Genomic DNA, 20398 nt, shown 5'->3' on the forward strand with positions numbered 1-20398 from the left:
GCAAGTCACTTTCTATTGAATCAATGACAACTTCTAGGACAGTATAGCCAAGAGCCAAATATACTTCAATTTTGCCTCCAAGATAAACTCCCATTGCCCATCCAACACAGTAAGCAGCAATATTGGCCGGTTTATCTAAGTTATCCAGAACGATCTTTAATCCCATCAAATAAATAAACACTTCTGCCATAGATAATAAAGAAGCGAATAATCTGTATCCTTTAATAACCAAGATGACCCTTAAGGTAAATAAAGATACGTATAGAATATTGATAGCAATAATAGTGAGTATAATAGATGTCATAACAACACCCCGCCTATCTTTTTAATCTTTTACAACTATCCTAACTATATATATTCAACTCCAACGCAGAAAGGACCGAAAGAAGCCGGCATTACCACAACACAAAGGCAATTTTTATTTCGGGTAAAAACTTTCTCATAAGAAAACTGCACCTTCACTTGTTAATTGCATCTAACAAGTGAGGTGCAGTGCAGTTCCACTTTTCCTTCTTCTTCCGGTTTTTGTTCACTTTATTTCATATGCGGTAAAGCGTTCAGCCCTTTAGGTGTTAAAAACCCTCCATTAAATTGTGTTGGTTCATAAGAAATAATAAATGCTTTTGGTGCTAAAGAGGTTACAAGTCTTCTCAACCTTTGTTCGTAATTTCTTTTAGCAAGTATTTTTAACACTAAGCGTTTTCCGTCCTTGCCATCTGCAATCCATGTCGTCACTCCATATCCTTGTTCACGAATTTTCTCCGGCAAGTCACTTTCTATTGAATCAATGACAACTTCTAGGACAGTATAGCCAAGAGCCAAATATACTTCAATTTTGCCTCCAAGATAAACTCCCATTGCCCATCCAACACAGTAAGCAGCAATATTGGCTGGTTTATCCAAGTTATCGAGGACAATCTTTAATCCCATTAAGTAAATAAATACTTCGCCCATCGACAATAAGGAAGCCAACAACCTATACCCTTTTATAACGAGAATCACTCTTAACGTAAATAGGGATACATATAGGATATTAATAGCAATAATAGCTAGAATAATAGATGTCATCACAACACCCCGTCCATCTTTTTTAATCTGTTAAAACATGAGATGTTCAATATCCCTTGGGTATTGAGTAATGGAATAGCTGCCATCTTTCGTTAAAATTACTGTATCGGAATGTCTATATCCGCCTAATCCAGGAACGTAAACACCTGGCTCGATCGTATAGACCATCCCTTCCTGCAGGACTAAGTCATTGTCAAAACGCAGATATGGCTCTTCATGTTCCGATAATCCTAATCCATGACCAATTCGGTGATTGACAAACTCGCCGTATCCCGCTTTTTTAAACACTTTATAAGCAGCAATATCTACTTCCTTTGCTGTTATTCCGGGTCTAATTATTTCCATTCCGACCTGCTGAGCCTCAATGGCCAATTTCAGCAAATCTTTTTGTTTTTCAGTAGGAGTACCGACGAAGAATGTTCGTTCATTTTCTGCTCTATAGCCGTTAAACCACACTTGACGACTATGAACAACCATGTCCCCATCTTCAAACTTTCTCGTACTTGAGTATAAATGAGGCATTTCACTCCGTGTCACCCCTGAACAAGTCCAGTTTTCATATCCAATCAGCTCTTCAGCATATTGCTTAGAGGCAATCTCTAGCAATAGCTTGTCGCCATAAGAATCAAATTCAAGCTCGCTGATCCCTACACGTGCATGTTTTAAAGACTCGCTAATGGCATAATCGGAAAGCTTGCCAGCAATTTTTAACAATTCAATTTCTTTTTCGTCTTTGATTGTTCTCATTTCAATAATTTTTCTTCCGATATCGATTAACTGAAAGCCAAATTCCTTTAAATAAATGTATACGCTTGACGGAAGACTATCCATTTCAATTCCTATACGCGAACCAGATGGATATTTCTTTAACAATTTGGTTAAGTGGTCAAGATAAGAGGTTTCCTTGTGACTCTTATCTATTTGTTCATAGTAAACATACATACGATCAACCGCTGCTTTTTCCTTCGCATGAACTTCTTCCAAGCCAGGAACAATCAGCTCGGTTGAATCACGGCTAATCAGAGTCACGATCGGCCGGGAATAAGTAATCGCACGAAAACCACTCAAATAATATTGATTATCGGGTTCCCATACAAGACTTAACTCCACTTGTTTTTCATCCATATAGCTGCGAAAGCCTTCAAGTCTATTAGCAGCTTTCATCAAAAACCCCTCTTTTCACAGTCCTATTAATGATCTAATGACATGTATCTATGTAGACAATCTAAAAATCCCCTTGAGAGAACCGAGATTCTTCACATAAAAAGAATACTATAGCCGCAAGGGGATTCAATGTCTGATATATTTTTTAAAGATTTTTACACATGGTCACGCGGGATGACGGATTTCCACGTCTTCTTGAACACTTCCTCATCACCTTCATAGGCATGGAGCTCATTCGTAATAAAGAATTGTTCTTTATCTGCCGACATGATACTTACACTTTTTAGGTGCGTCTGCCATTCGCCGCGCCCTACATCTAACGTCCATTCGCAGCGCACTTCGGCGGAAAGAGGATCTCCCTCTTTAATTGTGTAAATGTTACGGTTTGTGCTGCCATACTCAATGCCGTCCGAAAGCAGTCTTCGTGCCCCTTCATCCGAAAAGTCATCAAGCCTCCACACACCTTTAATAAGATCGTATTCCACTTTCCTTGTACGGCTTTCTTCTCTTAGAACTTCCTTTTTAGCTACAGGTGCCGTTTCAGGTGCGCCAAAAGGAGGAAGTTTATCATCAATCGGATGCGATTCTCTCGTCGGCAGCATCAGCTTCGTATTTTCCCCAGTAATCACCTTTAACGTGACCGGCTCTGGAGAAGGCCAAGCATGAGGCCAATAATTTGGAGACAGAGCCACTTGCCAGCGATGCCCTTCCGGAAGAATATGGCCGACGGCATTTAAGCGTACAGTTACTGTGTAGCGTTCACCTGGAACTAAAGGTGTTGGATGCTCATGACTCTCCCGGTGAGTTAAATTAAGCATTCCCCAGCTGACTAACGTAGACGCTCCATCAGGCGCGACATCACATAATCGAACAGCGAGTAGAGCATTCGGGCGGTCTGACGTCAATTCAACCGTTACCTCTGGAAAACCTAATATCTCCATTGGTGTTTTAAGCGGATCTGAAGTAAAGCAGACAGACATTCCATTTTCCAGACGCTGATCCGATGCTAAATCACCAGGCTGGCCAAAAGGACACCAAACCCCTGCATATAGCCCGTGCTCCTGCACACTAGATACAATCACTTCCTGCGCCTCTGCCGGCTTCTCTATTAACTGTTGACTACCGAACCAGTAATCAGCAGGCTTCGTATTTGGTGAAGGCCATGCTGTTTCAGCCACCCAGCGTCCCGGCCGCATGTCGTAATCTACTTGCGGCGGCACACTCTCCTGCATCCACGACCGCAGCATCGGTTCCTCCATAATGCCGGTGTCGATCCCTTTCAGCCATTGATCCCACCAGCGAAGACATTCTTGAAGGAAACCGATAGCCGGACCCGGCACCGCAACTTCAGGATACTCATGTGCCCACGGGCCAATGAGACCTTTACGCGGTCCCGGCAATCCCTCCATCAGACGAAGAATCGCATTCGTATATCCATCCGCCCAGCCGCCTACAGCAAAAACAGGGATATTAATATCTGAATAGTCCTCGCATACAGAACCGTGCTTCCAATAATCATCCCGGCGCTGATGTTTCACCCATTCTTCCACAAATGGCGGAGTTTTCTCCAGCCGCTCAAGCCACTGCTCGCGCCACTGATCACCGACAACACGGGGATCAGCTGGACGGGCATTGTAAACAAACATCGTGGATGCCCACCAAAGCATGTCAGAGGCCAGCATGCATCCACCCATATAGTGAACATCATCGGCATAGCGGTCATCTGTTGAACAGAGTGTAATCACAGCTTTAAGCGGATCAGGACGGCGTGCTGCTACTTGAAGGCCATTAAACCCGCCCCATGACTTTCCAATCATGCCTACAGCTCCCGTACACCAAGGCTGAGAAGCAATCCAATTAATGACTTCCACTGCGTCATCTTGTTCCTGCGGCAAATATTCATCATAAAGGATGCCGTCTGAATCACCAGATCCACGAATATCAACACGAATACTCGCATATCCATGGCCCGCAAAATACGGATGGCGGATCGAATCACGCAAGGCAGTAAAGTCATTTTTACGATAAGGGATATATTCCAAAATCGCTGGTACTGGATTTTCATCAGCATCTATCGGAATCCAAATGCGTGCCGAAAGCCGAGTGCCGTCAGACATTGGGATCCACACATGCTCAATCTCACGAATCTTCCGTGGATATTCCGTTTTAATGGATAATTCAGAATCACGAACATTAAAAACCATCAAAAACCCTCCTAAAACATTCCATAGTTGCTTCAAACAATTCTTTTTACAAGTTAAAAATTCTGAAGAACTCTAAGAAGCTGCGTGTAGTCAGCTTCTTAGAGGACAGCACCTACTGTACTTTTTGTGTTTCTGTCTTTACTTCTGGCTCATTTGTAATGGAAGAAGAAACACCGTAATCATTCTTTAGCCATCTCAGTAAAGAGAACGTGAGCAGCAAATAGATGATAATAACAGGAACAGATACGATAACCGCAGACGTTTGAATCACTTTTAATCCACCAATAATCAGTAAGGCAACAGCCATGATCGCCAATGTTGCTCCCCATAATAGTCTGTGCCAGCGGGCTGGTTCTTGTCCGTCCTTTAGCTCCTTTGTTGCGATAGCTGAAAGAATGTAAGTCGCTGAGTCCAGTGAAGTAGCAAGGAAAATAAAGCCTAAGATCACGAAAAACGGCAGCACAATTCCGCTAAGCGGCAATGTTTTTAAGACGGCAACAACCGCAGCCGGGCCTCCTTGGGCTTCAAGTATTTGAGTGATCGGTAAAATGTCATTGATTTGTAAATGAAGAGAATAGCCGCCGAACACCGCAAAATATAACCAGCTTCCTAATGTTCCCCATAACAGGATCGCGCTAATTAACTCTCTGATCGTTCTGCCTTTTGAAATACGGGCGACAAACAAGCCCATAAAAGGAGCTGTTGCAGCAAACCAAGCCCAATAAAACACGGTCCATGACTGCGGGAATCCACCTTTATTGATCGGATCAGTGTAAAAGCTCATATAAACGATATTTTGAAGCATCAATCCAAGACTGTTCGAAAAGTTAGAAAGAATAAACAAAGTAGGACCTGCAATAAGAACAAATACAGCAAGCGCTAAAGCAAGATATACGTTAAAATCACTTAACTTTCTAATTCCTTTATACAAACCAAGGTATGCACTCGAGCAATAAATAACTGTCCAAATTAAAATGATAATGATGCTTAATTTAAGCGACTGCTCCATCCCGAATACTTCACCAATGACAGCAGAAATCATCGGAACACCCAATCCTAAAGAAGTACCAAGACCGCCGACAAGGCTCCAAATGACTAAAATATCAATTAACTTTCCAACCCAGCCGTCTGCATATTTACCAAGTACTCCTCGACAAGCTGTGCTGATTTTTAAAGAAGATTGTTTCTTTACAAAGAATGAGTAAGCGATCGTAACAGTTGGAAGCGCATATAGTGACCATGCTGAAATTCCCCAGTGAAACAATCCATAAGTAACTGCCCATTCAGCAGCTTCATTGCTGTTTGGCTTAATTCCGAAAGGTGGTCCAGTATAATAATAGATTGGCTCCATAATGGACCAGAACATAATACTTGTCCCCATTCCTGCACAGAACAACATAGCTCCCCAGCTAAAGTTAGAAAACTCTGGATTCCCTTCACCTAATTTGATGCGTCCATAACGCCCAAAAATTAACCAAAGCAGCAGCACAAACAATCCTACAGTTAAGAATTGAAACACCCAATCAAGCTGAAATGTAATATCCGTCATTAGCTGATTTAATACTGGCTCCGCTGTTTCACGATTTAACACTAAAGCTAATGTGGCTGCAACAACAACAACAAAAGAAGACCAAAAAACGATAGGATCGATTTTTACTTTATTCACTTCATTCAACTCCTTTTTTATTTTTAGTTTTTTAAGAAAAGTAATTTCGAAGTACCTCCCTTAATGGTAAAATAGCTTTTATAATCATGATTATATTTTTCTGTGCGATTATCGTAACACAGGACGAAAACGATAACAATAAAAATTTTCAGAAAAGTGGACCTGTATATTTTGGATATTTTACTATGAAAATCCGACAAAAAAGGATGCTTTTTTGTAAAATATTCGGTAACTTTAAATTAACTAACATAAAAACAAATGAATAAAGTGAGGGGATAACCATGAAGAAGAAAGAAATCCAAATGAGCCGTATGTGGAAATATTTCATAGATGCAACGGCTGAAATTATCGAGGAAGAAGGAGTAGAAAGCGTTACAATTAGAAAAGTAGCTGATAAAGCCGGCTATAATAGTGCAACGATCTATAATTATTTTACGGAAATTTCTCATTTGATCTTTTTTGCCTCAATGAAGTTTTTAAAAAACTACACGAGTGATCTCGGTGAATACATGAAGAAAGGGAAAGATCCTCTAGAAAAATATTTATTGTCCTGGGAATGTTTTTGCAAACACTCATTCCAGCATCCTGATATTTTCCATGCCCTGTTTATTATGGATTTAGGAGATCATCCAGAAAAACTGATTGAAGACTACTACAAGATCTATCCAAATGACTTGATTAACATTCCTGAAGAATTAAAATCGATCTTATTTGAGCGGAACATGTCAAAAAGGAGCCGATCCGTTTTAGAAGCTGTAGAAAAAGAAGGATTCATTAAAGAGGAAAATATTGATTCGATTAGCGAATTAACCGTTTTAATCTGGTACGGCATGTTTACAAATATCCTTAACAATCGCATGAACTACGATTTTGAAGAAGCAGCAAAAATTACGATGAACTATATCTCTGAAATGGTTCTCCATGCTAATGTGTTTGATTTTCAGAAAAACATCTCTGTCCAACAACAATAAAGTGAGCATCTCTCCCTCCTTTTTATCCAAGGAGGGCTTTTTTATATAAAACTTCCAAACAAAATAAAAATTTGTAAAAGTGAAAATTCAATATTGTTTAAATTTTTTTCATATGCTATGATCCATAAAAATGAATATGATTATTTTATAATCACGATTACATAGTGATCGTTATTGTCTCCACAAGCAGCAGATAAGACAAAACTTTTCATTCCAACAAACCAAAGAGGTGTTAAGCATGCTAACTTCACATGAAAAAGAACAATCAACTAAACGGACAGATGTCCGTTTAATCGACTGTGATGTACACTGTTATTTACATTCTTTAGATGAGTTAATCCCCTACTCTGATGAATGGCTGCAAAAAATGATGAACTTCGGAAAATTTAATAACGACTTTTTGAAAAACCAAACGGCAGGATCCTTTGATTTTCCAAAAACAAGATATCATAATCCCAACCATGTTTTGCGCCTTGATGCGACTACGCCTAATGGCGGAGTTCCGGGCTCCTCTCCGTCTTTTGTTATTGAAGATTTATTTGAGCGCTTTCAGACAACGTACGGCATTTTAAATGTTGGCCACGGAACGATGAGCTCTTATCATAATGCAGATGTAACTATTGCCTATAGCTCTGCATGCAATGATTGGCTTTACGATAAATGGATTGGCCTTGATGAACGTTTTAAGATGGATATGGTTGTTCCGACGATCGATCCTCAGGCTACGGTAAAAGAAATTGAACGCATAGGCAAAAAAAGCGGTGTAGTAGGAATCAATATGCAAAACATCAGCATTCCACTAGGCAAGCGGTTTTTTTGGCCTGTCTATGAAATTGCTGAAGCGTATGGACTTCCAATTGTGCTTCATCCAGATTCTGAAGGATCCGGTGAATATGCTCCTTCCCAATTCATTGGCCCGGCGTCTACTTATATGGAATGGCACTCTTCTCTTTCCCTTGTACCTCAAAGACAAATTAATAGTTTGCTTTGCGAAGGGGTTTTTGAACGATTCCCGAATTTGAAATTTGTTTTTGTTGAATATGGATTTTCCTGGATGCCGCATCTGATGTGGCGGCTGGATAAGAACTGGAAATCACTTCGAGACGAAATCCCTTGGGTGAAAATGCTTCCGAGTGACTATATTAGAAGAAACGTCCGGCTGGCAACTCAGCCATTTGAAGAATCATTCCATCCGAAAGACATTTTAACCATAATCGAAATGATTAAAGCAGAAGATATGCTCGTTTTCTCAAGCGACTATCCGCATTGGGACGGAGAATACAGCACAAAAATCTTTGCTCATTTCCCAGAGGACTTAAAGAAAAAAGTGTTATATGAAAATGCCTTAAAGACATACCGATTTTCATCAGGAAAGGAAGATTGACATGAGCACTCGCACACTTTATCCGGTTTCCATTTGCCCTGCCAATGAACTTACTCCAGGCTGCAGAAAAATCGTAACGATCGACTCTCTTCCTATAGTAATAGTAAATATGGATAATCAACTTTATGCGTTTCTAAATATGTGCCCACATCAAGGAGCCCCACTTGAATGCGGTTCCATTTCTGGCGTAATGATGTCCCCGGAGCCTCATCAATATGAATACGGCCGTCATAATGAAGTAGTCCGATGCCCGTTACACGGATGGGGATTTGATATGAAAACAGGTGTATCATTGTTTGATCCGAAATTAAAAATAAAAACATTCCAAGTAAAAGAAGAAAATGGATCGATCGTTTTGTTGTTAAAGAGACAGCCAGCGGATATTACGATAAAAGATTGGCAGCCCGTGTGCAGTTAGATATGAAAGGACGTTTCCAAAGATAGAAAAACGAAACAGGCTGCAGAGGACTCCAGCATCATCCTGGAGTCCTTAAACTATTAGTATACTCTTTCCTTCTTCGTTCTTTTCTCGTCAGATTTTACACCTTAAAAAGCAAGCACTTTCAATTCATATCAAAGTATTTAAATATAAATTTTATATATGAATTGAGAATTTCAGCATCATCCTAGATCCATTCCTCATTTCCGTATACATATCTATCAATTGAAGCCTTGCTTCCCAACTAAATTTGTGTCGTTTCATTCTTCTCAATGGTATATGGCTGCCCGATATAATCGATGTATGAACGCATATTGTTCTTACTATTAAACCAGAAACCAATCGTTTGTGCTCTGTTCCCACACTGTGGCCCCTTTCCTATGAAGATGCATTGTTGTAAATTGTACGCATGTGATATAATTTGAATATTATGATAATAATCTCACTCACTCCTTACAAAACAGGTTTCATCTCTTACTATTTATTGGATTATTTGAACATGTACACTTGATGATATTTGTTAAAAATAACGATGGAGGTATGATATGAAGATTATTCAGTCAAAATTAAGAATTCCCAATTATTCTCCGTCGCTGAAGCGGGATCGTCTATTCTCTTATTTAGAAAAGCGCCACGAAGCCTCCATCATCGAGATCACCAGCGAAAGTGGTTACGGAAAAACCACGCTCGTTTCAAGTTATATCCGTGAGAAAAATATACCTGCCGTTTGGTATGAGCTAGAGAGCAGTGATCGTTATGCTCACGTTTTCCTTACTTATTTAAAAGCCGGCCTTTATCAGCTATCTAGTAAACGCGAGTCTGATACTATTATCCAACCGGAGGATGTAGAAACAGAACTCGAGGCAATTGTTACTTTTTTATCCAATCGATCAGAACCGCTAATCATTGTGCTGGATGATTATCATTTAGTGGATCAAAGTTCGGAATTAGAACCCATTATTAATAAATTATTTACCCATTGCTCCTCCATGGTCACATTTATTATTTTAAGCCGGGTCCGTCCAAACTTGCCGATGAAATTAAAAATACGCCGGCCGTATAAAGAAATAAGTACTTCTGTTCTAGCTTTTACCCGAAAAGAAACGCATGATTTTTTCAACACTCTTTACGATTTAAAACTTGAAGATCAGGAACTTGATTTAATTTATAAAGCAACAGAAGGCTGGGCAGCCAGTTATCAGCTTCTATTTGGCATCATCAACAAAATGAACTGTACGGAACGTGCCTACTTTTGGTCAAAGTTCCCTAACGTTCCTCATATTTTTGATTATCTATCGACCGAAGTTCTTGAATTACAGGATGAACGAACAAAACAATTTTTATATAAAACAAGCTTACTATCCGAACTAGATCCAGCTGTGATTGAACAGTTTCTAGCAATGGATGATGCTGAAAAGTTTTTAACACACCTTCTAAAGCATCATTTATTTATTTTCCAAGATGATCAAGGTATTATTCGATATCATCCTCTATTCAGGCAGTTTTTGTATCAATCGTATAAAGATGCAGCTGGCGGAGACGCCATTGCCAAAGACCACCTCGCCCTTGCATCCATTTATGAAAATATGTATCAATTTGTCCATGCTTTTGCCCATTCAACAATCGGACAAGATTATCCGAAAGCAGTCAAACTAATGAACTTAATTAGGGATCGCTATAACCCGATTGAATCAATGATTTTCTTAGACGGCTGGCTAGAGGAGATCTCTCCCGGGCAATCGTTAGCGAGTAATACGTTATTTTTAATCCGCTGCATCCCTTTATCAACATTAAATGAATTGATTACCTACTTTGAACAAAACATTTCAATATTAAAAGAAAATAACAATCAATTATGGATTTGCAGTCTTCAGCATCGGCTGGGCTATATTTATTTTATGAGCGGAGAGATCATTAAGGCGAAGAAACTATTCAAAGAGTCTTTAAAAGGCTCCAAGCTTTTCCACGATCATCCAATGACTGCCTTAAACCTGACTCTCATTGCCGAAGTGGAAAAGTATTTGGGGAATTATTCAGAAGCTTTACAATCGGTCCGTCAATCATTATTTATTTCAGAGAAATACAGTATTAAGCACACTCAGCTCCATGCTCTTGATACGATTGCAACAATCTACATTGAAATGGAAAAGTTGGATGAAGCTGCTTCATCCATCCAACAAGCATTAGACATTGCGACGAACTATGATCACTCCTCCCTCGCATTCGTCTATACAACGATGGGCAGTCTGTTTCAAAAGAAAGAGGACATAACGAAAGCCATCGAATGGGGAACAAAAGCAGTTAACTTTTCCGAAAAGTATAATATTACCTTTGATGTCGGCTGGTCGCACTTGCATTTAGGGGAAAGTTTCCTTGCTGACCATCAATGGGAAAATGCCGAGCGCTGTTTATCGAAAGCGTTTGATACTTTTTCTCTCTTTACGCATTACCGCGGTATGGTCATCCTTTCACAAATTAAATTATATGAAAAGAAAGGAGACACTAGCCAAGCATCGAAAAAGCGGACTGAACTTCTTGAACTTTGCAATGAGCATAATTTTCATTGGATGATGGATGGGATAACACTTGAAAAGCCAACAAAACAGATAAGGGTCGCAGAGAAGCCTGTAGATACGTTATCCATCCGGACACTAGGAAACTTTAGATTGTATAGTAACGGCCAGCCGATAGCGATAAAAAGAAATTCTAGTGTTCGACTGCTGCAGTATTTGATTACAAACCGAAAGAAGAAAATCAACAAGGACATACTGCTTGAGGATTTGTTTCCTGGTGGATCGGTCGATTCAATGAACAATCAGCTTTATGTTTCTTTGTCTATCTTGCGAAAATCATTAGAACCTAATTTGAAGTCTGGTATTCAATCACGGTATATCGTCCGTTCAGACAATCATTACCTATTTAATATTGATGAAGTCCATTTGGATATTGAGGAGTTTTCCATATTAATATCTGACTTCGATGAACAGCCTTCCCCCCAATCCATTGAGAAGCTTCTTAAAGCAGAACAATTATATACAGGTGATTATTTTGAAGAATATCCATACGAAACGTTCTTAGAGTCCGAACGCGAAAAGTTACGCTCTATCTTCTTTAAAATGATGAGAAATTTAGCCCGCTACTACTATACAGAAAATAACTATGAGAAGTGCTTTGAATATTTCGAGAAAATCTTAAATAAAGATCCGTATCAAGAACACATTTACTTTGAATATATTGAGCGGCTATTACAGCAAAACTTCTCTTTACAGGCGAATAACCTTGCTAACAAAATGATCAATTATATGGAAAAAGAAATGGGCATTGATGTACAAGAGGACCTTCAGCAACTGTTTACAAAATTTCAATCCTCACCCGTTTTTATTGGATAAAAGGATAAAAACATTCAAAAAACCGCAAACCCTGTACTTCAGGTTTTGCGGTTTTAGTACCTTCCTTGCATGGAGTCAGTCTAAATTCACCCACACACTTTTTACTTCCGTGTAGTTTTCTAATGCATAAGACCCCATATCCCTGCCGAATCCCGACTCTTTATAGCCGCCAAATGGAGAAGCTGGATCGATGGCGTCGTAACAATTGATCCACACACTCCCAGACTTTAATTGATTCGCTACATTGTGAGCTGTTTTTAAATTTTCCGTCCATATTCCTGCGCCTAATCCATACGCGGAGTTATTTGCCCGTTCAATCACTTCCTCTATTGAATCATAAGACATAACAACGACGACCGGACCGAAGATTTCTTCTTTTGCAATGGACATGTGCTCTTCTGCATCTATAAAGATCGTTGGCTCGACAAAGAAACCTTGATCTGATTTCCCGCCCCCAGCCGCTAGTTTGGCACCTTCCTTTATTCCAAGTTGAATATACTCAAACACCCGTTCCTGCTGTTTTTTAGATACGAGCGGTCCCATCGTTGTTTCCGGATCTAACCCATTTCCAATCTTAACGTCTTTCGCTAACGCCACTAGGCCAGAAACCACCTTATCATATTGATTTTTATGAACATATATCCTTGAACCAGCACTGCAAATTTCTCCTTGATTAAACATAATACCGCTGAATACACCGGGAACCGCTTTTGAAAGATCAGCATCTGGAAGAATAATATTCGGAGACTTGCCGCCTAGTTCAAGCGTCACTCGTTTCATCGTATCAGCAGCGTGCTTCATCAATTGCTTTCCAATGACTGTAGAACCGGTAAAAGAAATCTTATTCACATCTGGATGTTCCACAAGTGCCTGTCCAGCCTTCGGACCAAAGCCGGGAACAATGTTTACTACACCTGCGGGGAATCCGGCTTTTTCAACGAGTTCAGCAAAATAAAGAGCGGACAGCGGTGTTTGTTCAGCAGGCTTTAATACGACTGTACAGCCTGCAGCTAATGCCGGAGCCACTTTCCATGAAAGGATACTAAGAGGAAAGTTCCATGGAATAATCTGTCCAACAACTCCAACCGGCTCATGGCGTGTATAGTTTAAGAAATTCCCCGAAACAGGAATCGTCTGTCCCATATTCTTCGTCGCCCATCCGGCAAAATAGCGGAATTCTTCAATGGCATTAGGAACATCCACAGCCCGCGATTCACTGATTGGCTTTCCATTATCCAAAGTATCCAGCTGTGCCAGCTCTTCTTTGTGCTCTTCAAGAAGGTCGGTTAACTTAAAGATTAACTTCGCCCTTTCCGCAGCGCTCATTTTCGACCAAGGACCTTTTTCAAATGCTTTTTTTGCTGCTTTCACGGCAAGGTCAATCTCTTTTTCCTCTGCTTCATACACTGTCGCCAGCACTTCTTCTGTAGCTGGATTAATCGTTTCAAATATTTTAGCAGAAGCAACAAACTTCCCATCAATGTACAGCTTTTTCGTGCCTTTTAAAAACTCACTTACTTTGCTGCTTAATACAAGCGTTTGATTCGTCATTTATAATCCTCCACTCATTTCTTTATTTAAAAGCTATGTTAATGACTACTGTTGATTGAAGCGGAAGACGCGACCGCGGCGAGGAGGCTCCCGGTCTCCCTCGGAAAGCGAGCGCTCCCAACAGGAATCAACAGGGGAGTTTAACATGGCCTATTTAAAAATAAACATGCCAGAGGACAAATTGATAGATTCCTATGTTCTCTGGCATGCCGTATTCATCTATTTCTTAATTTCTCATTCACTGCTCATTGCGTCATACTGTTAAGGAACTTCCCTTACCTCATCTCTTTTTCTCGAAAGCAGTAATAGAATCGGAAAGAACTTCGATGATCGTTTCTACTTGCCTCTTATTGATAATTAAAGGAGGAGCAAGCGGAACGACATTTCTCCCTCCAAACGTAAGCGCTCTCAAAATAACGTTTCGTTTTAAGCATTCTTCGACTACAGTAGGTGCAGCATTGGCAGATGGATCAAACTCTTTGCCAATGTCGCGATCCGCTAACAATTCAATACCGCCCATTAATCCAACTCCCCGGGACTTTGCTGCAATGCTGTGCTTTTCCTCAAGGTATTGAAATCCTTTCATCATGACTTGTTCCATACGCTTTGCATTGCCCACAAGGTCTTCTGATTCAATGATTTCAATATTTTTCAGTGCGACTGCACAAGCTGTCGGATGGCCGCTGTAAGTAAATCCGTGGAAGAAGAAATTATCTCCAGACAACTCAATGATTTCATCACGTAAGCTTTCTTTAAAGGCAACTGCCCCAAGCTGTACATAGCCGCTTGTAATTCCTTTTGCCATCGACATCATATCAGGGACAACATCCCAATTCTCCACACCGAACATTTTCCCCGTACGGCCAAACCCGCAAATCACTTCATCCGTTATCATTAAGATCCCATGTTCATCACAAAGATCTCTAAGGGCCTTTAAATATCCTGCAGGTGGAATCCGCACACCGCCAACTCCTAGAACTGGCTCGAGGATAATAGCCGCAATCGTATCTGCTCCTTCTTTCTCAATGATTCCCCTAATGCTCTTTCCATAGTTTGGATCATTTTTATCGCCCAATTCACAATTTAACAGATGAGGCTTGGCATGCAGGAAATTAGCAGGATTCGAAGTGGTCATGTCTTTGTACTCTTGTATACCCGTCGCGCTCGTTGCCCCGATCGTAATGCCATGATATCCGCCTTCAAAACTAACAATTTTTGTTTTTTCTTCCTTTCCTTTTAGCTTCCAATAATGGCGGGCAAGCTTAATAGCTGTATCATTTGATTCAGATCCGCCGGAAGTATAGAAGAAAACATTTAAATCCCCAGGTGTAATAGAGGCAAGCTTCTCTGATAAATGAATGACCGCATCATGGGAGAAATTATAAAATGATGAAGCATAGGACTGTTTCAATATTTGTTGTTTCGCCACTTCAGCAAGCTCTTCTCTTCCAAATCCAATGTTTACATTCCACAATGCAGATACACCATCAATGTATTCCTTTCCGTATACATCCTTTACATGGATGCCCTTTGCTTCTGTAAAAATCATAGATGGCCCTTTTTTAAACTGCTTAACCGATGAGATTGGGTGGAAGTAATGCTTCTTATCGATTTCCTTTAAACGCTCTATATTGACATTGTTCATTGTTATGCTTTCTACCATAAATAATCCCTCCAAATGAATTTTTATATTTTTACAACGTGTGAACGCTGCCTTAACTGTATAATAAGTGAATGACCTTACCGAGTTCTTACAATATATTATGGGGGAACCTTACAAATTTTCTAGAAAGCTAGAATTCTTCATAATCTGCTCATCTATACATTTGCTTTACTCATTTCTTCATTCTGCTCAATGGTTACTTCTGTTTGTTCCTCTATTGGTAAACGGCTAATTTTAATATTTAAGTATCCGTAAAGAATGGCCATGGCACCGCTTGTATAAGCTAAAAATGCATAAGGAGCATACTGAAACGGGTGAACACCGAGTACCGAGTACATAAAAATACCGCAGGTCGTCCATGGAATCAGCGGTGAGCTCATCGTTCCTGCATCTTCTAGCGTCCGGCTGAGCAGCTTAGGATGAAGTCCACGTTTTTTATATTCATTTAGATACATGCGTCCCGGAATAACGATAGATAAATATTGTTCACACCCGATAATGTTGGTCGTATAGCATGTGGCTACAGTTGTACTAATTAAACTGCCTGTTCGTTTTACCTTACTGACTAATGCTGAAAGAATGGTTTCCAAAATCTTTCCTTGCTCTAAGACACCTCCAAAAGCCAAGGCAATAATAACGAATGCTACTACGCTTAATACCCCCTCAATCCCTCCTTGGTTTAACAACTCATCAACTAGTTCTGTTCCTGTATTAGCAGTGAAACCAAATTGAATCGCTTCAATCACTTCTCCTATTGTATTTCCTTGCACAAAAAGAGCACAAAAGGCACCCATCGCCGCACCAAACGTTAATCCCGGAATGGCTTGTATTTTAAATATGAGCACGACGAGAATAAATAATGGAGGAATTAATAAAAAGGGTGAAATAACAAAGTGACCGCTAAGCGCATTTTGTATTAAAGCAATCTCTGACATACTAGAACCGCTTCCAGAGTACTTGAATCCTAGAATTAGGTACAAAACAAGAGCGATCAGAAACGCTGGCCCTGTGGTCCATGCTATATTTCGAATATGGTCAAAAAGGTTGGTACCTACAATGGCAGGCGCTAAATTGGTTGTTTCCGACAATGGAGACATTTTGTCACCGAAATATACACCTGAAATAATGGCCCCTGCGACCATCGGTAATGGAACGCCTAGTCCTTGACCTATCCCGATTAACGCTACTCCGACTGTACCTGCTGCTGCCCACGAGTTCCCAGCCGCTAAGCTAACCACAGCACTTATCATACAAGCGGCAACCAAAAAAAACGTTGGCGACAAAATATCTAAGCCGTAATAAATCATTGATGGAACAATTCCAGCTGCCAGCCATAACCCAACAAGAGCGCCTATGATCAATATGATCACAATGGCCTGCAGTGACAAAGCAATCGTTTTTAACATACGTTTTTCGATTGACTCCCAGGAGTGACCTAAACTCATCACGACAATCACCGCAACAATTGTAGTTAGTATGAGCGGAACATGCGGAGTAGCGTCATAAACCATAATTCCAATTGGCAGAACAATAACCATAAACATAATAGGCACTAAGGCTAACCAAAGAGGAGGTGTTTTTACTGAATTGACAGCGCTCTCATTTTTCTTCACTCATCTTCACTCCTTATTTTTTCTTTCCAGATCCATGAAACTCTCAAAAAATCCATCTAGTCTGCTTCCTACTTAACGAAGCGCAGTCCCTCCCTCCTTGCTAAAATCCTATTACCTTATACTCTGCACAGGTAGTATAGTTTGAATAATAAGCGAACCCCCTTACCCATTACTTACAAAACATGTTTCATTCCTTACAAATAGTTTTAATATTCAGTTAATAAAACGAACTTCTATCCCAAAATTAGAAATATTATCTCAGCCGGATAGATATTATTGAAAAAGCTGCTAAATAAAAAAAAAGGTGAGCAATAATCCTCACCTTTTCGTTCCCTCTACACTATTACCTTATTTTCCTCTTGTCGCAACTGCAGCATTTTCACGTAAAAAAGCCGCACCAGCAATACCTGGCTCAGTCATTTCAAATGGATTTAAAATAGTATCTATTTCTTCTGCTGTTAAAACTCCTTGCTGCAGGCATAATTCGCGTACTGATTTTCCAGTTGCGATCGCTTCTTTCGCAATTTGAGCCGCCATTTCGTAACCAATGTGAGGATTCACTGCTGTAATGATCCCTACGCTTTTTTCTACATATTCTTTTAAACGATCCGTATTAGCTTCAATACCAGAAAGACAATGATCTGTAAAGGAGCGGAATCCATTGTTCATGATACTAATAGACTGAAGCAAGTTAAAGATTAATACAGGCTCCATCACATTCAGTTCAAATTGCCCCGCTTCGGAAGCTAAACAAATCGTATGATCATTCCCCATCACTTGAAAAGCAATTTGGTTAATCACTTCCGGCATAACCGGATTTACTTTTCCAGGCATAATCGATGAGCCCGGCTGACGTGCCGGCAATGTAATCTCAGCTAATCCCGCGCGCGGCCCAGATGCCATTAAACGAAGGTCGTTTGCTATTTTTGACATATTAATCATACAAATTTTCAAAGCTGCGGACACTTCAGTATACGCATCTGTATTTTGTGTCGCATCCACAAGATGAGCGGCATTTATAAACGGAAATCCGCTTACTTCTACCAGATGTTTCGCCACATCTTTAATATAATCAGGGTCAGCGTTTAATCCTGTTCCTACAGCTGTAGCTCCCATATTCACGTCATACAAATGTAAGCGTGATTGCTTAATACGCTGAATATCTCTTTCTACTACGCGGCTGTAAGCTTCAAACTCCTGACCAAGACGAATAGGAACGGCGTCTTGAAGATGAGTACGTCCCATCTTTATGACATGGTCAAACTGCTGTGCCTTTTCTTTAAATACTTTATGCATATCATTCATCGTCGCCAGCAGCTTTTCTAATAACATAAGCGTCGCAATATGAATGGCTGTAGGAAAGGCATCATTTGTTGATTGTGACATATTTACGTGATTATTTGGACTTAAATAAGTATAGCTGCCTTTTTCATATCCTAACAATTCAAGTGCACGATTAGCGATCACTTCATTTGCGTTCATATTCATTGAAGTACCGGCGCCGCCTTGAATAGGGTCAACAATAAACTGATCGTTCCATTTTCCTTCAATCACTTCGTCCGCTGCCTGTGCAATCGCCTGACCAAACTCACTGCTTAAGCGGCCAGTTCCCATGTTCGCTAATGCCGCTGCCTTTTTTACCATTCCCAGCGCCTTAATCAAAGACTCATCCACGCGATAACCAGTAATCGGGAAGTTTTCCACCGCACGCATCGTTTGAACACCATAATATGCATTTATATCAATCTCTTTTTCACCTAAGAAATCTTTTTCAATTCTTACTTGATCTTTTAACATTTCCATTTATCCTTCCTTCTCCCTTACGGCATACATGTTTAAGAAGAGGTCGACTTAAACTCAAAAATGGCATATCCCGCATGACAACAATTGTATATTAGACTAATGAAAAGCTTCTTTATACAATACATTGAAAATGCAATCAGACCCTTCTGATGTCAACCTCTTCTTCCCACTGATGGCTTAGTTGTTAACCCTCGTCACCATTGTAACAGACTTGTATTCTTTGTCTAGCTCTTTATCAATATTGATTACACCGCACAACATCAAATTGCCGGCTTTCTCAATATCGTGGGGTACACTGTATTCTTCAGGACAATGGCTTTTTCCACCTATGCTCTTTACAAAAATCATCGTTGACTTTGTTACAGCGGCCATATGCGCTGCATCATGAACAGCCATACTCGCGAAAGTTATGCACGGTTCATTCATTTCCTCAGCCGTACACTCCAAAACATGAACAATGTCGTGATCCAACTCAATGGGATCTTGATCCAAAAATACATCTTCTTGAATGTCCACTTGTCGTTTTCGAGCGATTTCTTTCCACCTTTCTCGAATGCTATTCACAATGTCGTGAATATGCTGCCCGTTCTCTCCCCTCACTTCAAAATTAAATGTCACATGACCCGGAATAATATTTGTTGCATTAGGAAAGACATTTAACTTGCCGACTGTACCGACTAAATCAGTTTGATCCTCCCTGCATTGACGCTCTACTTCCAGCACCATTTCCGCCGCTGCAGACAAGGCATCATTGCGATGCTCCATCATCGTCGTACCAGAATGATTTGCCTGCCCAATGACTTGAACTGTACTGCGGTACATGCCGACAAATTTATTGATGACTGCCATCGAAAGGCCACGGCTTTCCAGCCGTTTGCCTTGCTCAATATGAAGTTCAATGAATGCCTTTTTCTGTTTTGCTGCCTCTGCCATGACCGGGAATTTGTCTAATCCTCCGCCGGCTTTTTCTAATTCATCTTTAATCAAAGTCCCTTTCGAATCGCTGGCCTTTTCCAACACCTCTGCCGTCAGTTTACCGGCAAATGCGCGGCTTCCAAATGTCGATAAATTAAAATCGTTTGATTCCTCAGCTGTAAACGACACAATCTCAAGATCATGATCTAAATGTATATTATTTTCTATTAACGTCTTGATCAATTCTTTCGCCATGAGTACACCTAATGGCCCGTCGTATTTCCCTCCGTTTGGAACAGAATCTAAATGGGAACCAATGACGATCGTTCCTTGTTTTTTCCCTGTTCCTTTTCGTCTGCCCCAAATGTTAGCTGCGCCATCAATCGTAACGAGTAAGCCCATATCCTTTAATTCTTGAATAAATAACTTCCGAACGTCATGATCAGCCTTGGAAAAGCTCGGTCTTGTCACTCCCCCATGTTCGCTTTTTCCATACTGAGCATATTTTTCGATATCTAGCAGCAGGCGATCCATATTTATTTTCATGGCCCATTATGCGCCTCTCTTT

At 40.3% G+C, this 20398-nt stretch carries 14 protein-coding genes; 4 read left to right on the forward strand and 10 right to left on the reverse strand.

All coding sequences use genetic code 11. The features are described from left to right. The 5 genes from QYG89_RS08685 to QYG89_RS08705 form a co-directional block, all read right to left on the reverse strand. Positions 1-304 (reverse strand): DUF5698 domain-containing protein (locus QYG89_RS08685; RefSeq protein WP_404316595.1); only part of this gene is annotated, 304 nt, incomplete at its 3' end. Positions 305-534: 230 nt separating this feature from the next. Beyond that, complete coding sequence (locus tag QYG89_RS08690; protein ID WP_404316596.1) at positions 535-1068, reverse strand: DUF2179 domain-containing protein; 534 nt, start codon at positions 1066-1068, stop codon at positions 535-537. 30 nt (positions 1069-1098) lie between these two features. Further along, entirely contained in the window at positions 1099-2232 is a 1134-nt protein-coding gene (locus QYG89_RS08695; protein WP_404316597.1) for a M24 family metallopeptidase, read from the reverse strand. 155 nt (positions 2233-2387) lie between these two features. Continuing rightward, a complete protein-coding gene (locus QYG89_RS08700; protein WP_404316598.1) occupies positions 2388-4436 on the reverse strand; it encodes a CocE/NonD family hydrolase in 2049 nt (682 codons plus the stop codon). A 112-nt stretch (positions 4437-4548) separates the two neighbouring features. Beyond that, positions 4549-6102, reverse strand: coding sequence for a BCCT family transporter (locus QYG89_RS08705; RefSeq protein ID WP_404316599.1), 1554 nt, complete (start codon positions 6100-6102; stop codon positions 4549-4551). Positions 6103-6383: 281 nt separating this feature from the next. Here QYG89_RS08705 and QYG89_RS08710 point away from each other — a divergent pair, with 281 nt between their 5' ends. The 4 genes from QYG89_RS08710 to QYG89_RS08725 all read left to right on the forward strand — a co-directional run bounded on the left by QYG89_RS08710 (position 6384) and on the right by QYG89_RS08725 (position 12285). Beyond that, positions 6384-7073: a TetR family transcriptional regulator gene (locus QYG89_RS08710; RefSeq protein WP_404316600.1), complete on the forward strand. Its 690-nt coding sequence runs from the start codon at positions 6384-6386 to the stop codon at positions 7071-7073. 238 nt (positions 7074-7311) lie between these two features. Then, the gene (locus QYG89_RS08715; RefSeq protein WP_404316601.1) at positions 7312-8457 is read left to right on the forward strand and encodes an amidohydrolase family protein; all 1146 of its coding nucleotides are present in this window, start codon (positions 7312-7314) and stop codon (positions 8455-8457) included. Between the two features lies 1 nt (position 8458). Further along, positions 8459-8875, forward strand: a complete 417-nt coding sequence (locus QYG89_RS08720; protein WP_404316602.1) for a Rieske (2Fe-2S) protein — start codon at positions 8459-8461, stop codon at positions 8873-8875. Positions 8876-9441: 566 nt separating this feature from the next. Beyond that, positions 9442-12285 (forward strand): tetratricopeptide repeat protein, encoded by a 2844-nt coding sequence (locus QYG89_RS08725; protein ID WP_404316603.1) that lies wholly within the window; start codon positions 9442-9444, stop codon positions 12283-12285. Between the two features lie 75 nt (positions 12286-12360). Here QYG89_RS08725 and QYG89_RS08730 read toward each other — a convergent pair whose 3' ends face one another. The 5 genes from QYG89_RS08730 to QYG89_RS08750 form a co-directional block, all read right to left on the reverse strand. After that, positions 12361-13836 carry an aldehyde dehydrogenase family protein gene (locus QYG89_RS08730; protein WP_404316604.1) on the reverse strand — a complete coding sequence of 492 codons (1476 nt, stop codon included), beginning with the start codon at positions 13834-13836 and terminating at the stop codon, positions 12361-12363. A gap of 280 nt (positions 13837-14116) precedes the next feature. After that, positions 14117-15499 carry an aminotransferase family protein gene (locus QYG89_RS08735; protein ID WP_404316605.1) on the reverse strand — a complete coding sequence of 461 codons (1383 nt, stop codon included), beginning with the start codon at positions 15497-15499 and terminating at the stop codon, positions 14117-14119. Between the two features lie 155 nt (positions 15500-15654). After that, entirely contained in the window at positions 15655-17112 is a 1458-nt protein-coding gene (gene nhaC, locus QYG89_RS08740) for a Na+/H+ antiporter NhaC (RefSeq protein ID WP_404316606.1), read from the reverse strand. 348 nt (positions 17113-17460) lie between these two features. Next, positions 17461-18915, reverse strand: coding sequence for an aspartate ammonia-lyase (gene aspA, locus QYG89_RS08745; RefSeq protein WP_404316607.1), 1455 nt, complete (start codon positions 18913-18915; stop codon positions 17461-17463). A gap of 177 nt (positions 18916-19092) precedes the next feature. Beyond that, complete coding sequence (locus tag QYG89_RS08750) at positions 19093-20376, reverse strand: Zn-dependent hydrolase (protein ID WP_404316608.1); 1284 nt, start codon at positions 20374-20376, stop codon at positions 19093-19095. Positions 20377-20398: the final 22 nt, after the last annotated feature.

Source organism: Bacillus lumedeiriae (genome assembly GCF_044891285.1).
GTDB classification, from domain to species: domain Bacteria; phylum Bacillota; class Bacilli; order Bacillales; family Domibacillaceae; genus Pseudobacillus; species Pseudobacillus lumedeiriae.

Coding starts and splice junctions, on each gene's coding strand:
- QYG89_RS08690 (WP_404316596.1), bottom strand. CDS start 1,068: ATGACATCTATTATTCTAGCTATTATTGCTATTAATATCCTATATGTA.
- QYG89_RS08695 (WP_404316597.1), bottom strand. CDS start 2,232: ATGAAAGCTGCTAATAGACTTGAAGGCTTTCGCAGCTATATGGATGAA.
- QYG89_RS08700 (WP_404316598.1), bottom strand. CDS start 4,436: ATGGTTTTTAATGTTCGTGATTCTGAATTATCCATTAAAACGGAATAT.
- QYG89_RS08710 (WP_404316600.1), top strand. CDS start 6,384: ATGAAGAAGAAAGAAATCCAAATGAGCCGTATGTGGAAATATTTCATA.
- QYG89_RS08715 (WP_404316601.1), top strand. CDS start 7,312: ATGCTAACTTCACATGAAAAAGAACAATCAACTAAACGGACAGATGTC.
- QYG89_RS08720 (WP_404316602.1), top strand. CDS start 8,459: ATGAGCACTCGCACACTTTATCCGGTTTCCATTTGCCCTGCCAATGAA.
- QYG89_RS08725 (WP_404316603.1), top strand. CDS start 9,442: ATGAAGATTATTCAGTCAAAATTAAGAATTCCCAATTATTCTCCGTCG.
- QYG89_RS08730 (WP_404316604.1), bottom strand. CDS start 13,836: ATGACGAATCAAACGCTTGTATTAAGCAGCAAAGTAAGTGAGTTTTTA.
- QYG89_RS08735 (WP_404316605.1), bottom strand. CDS start 15,499: ATGGTAGAAAGCATAACAATGAACAATGTCAATATAGAGCGTTTAAAG.
- aspA (WP_404316607.1), bottom strand. CDS start 18,915: ATGGAAATGTTAAAAGATCAAGTAAGAATTGAAAAAGATTTCTTAGGT.
- QYG89_RS08750 (WP_404316608.1), bottom strand. CDS start 20,376: ATGAAAATAAATATGGATCGCCTGCTGCTAGATATCGAAAAATATGCT.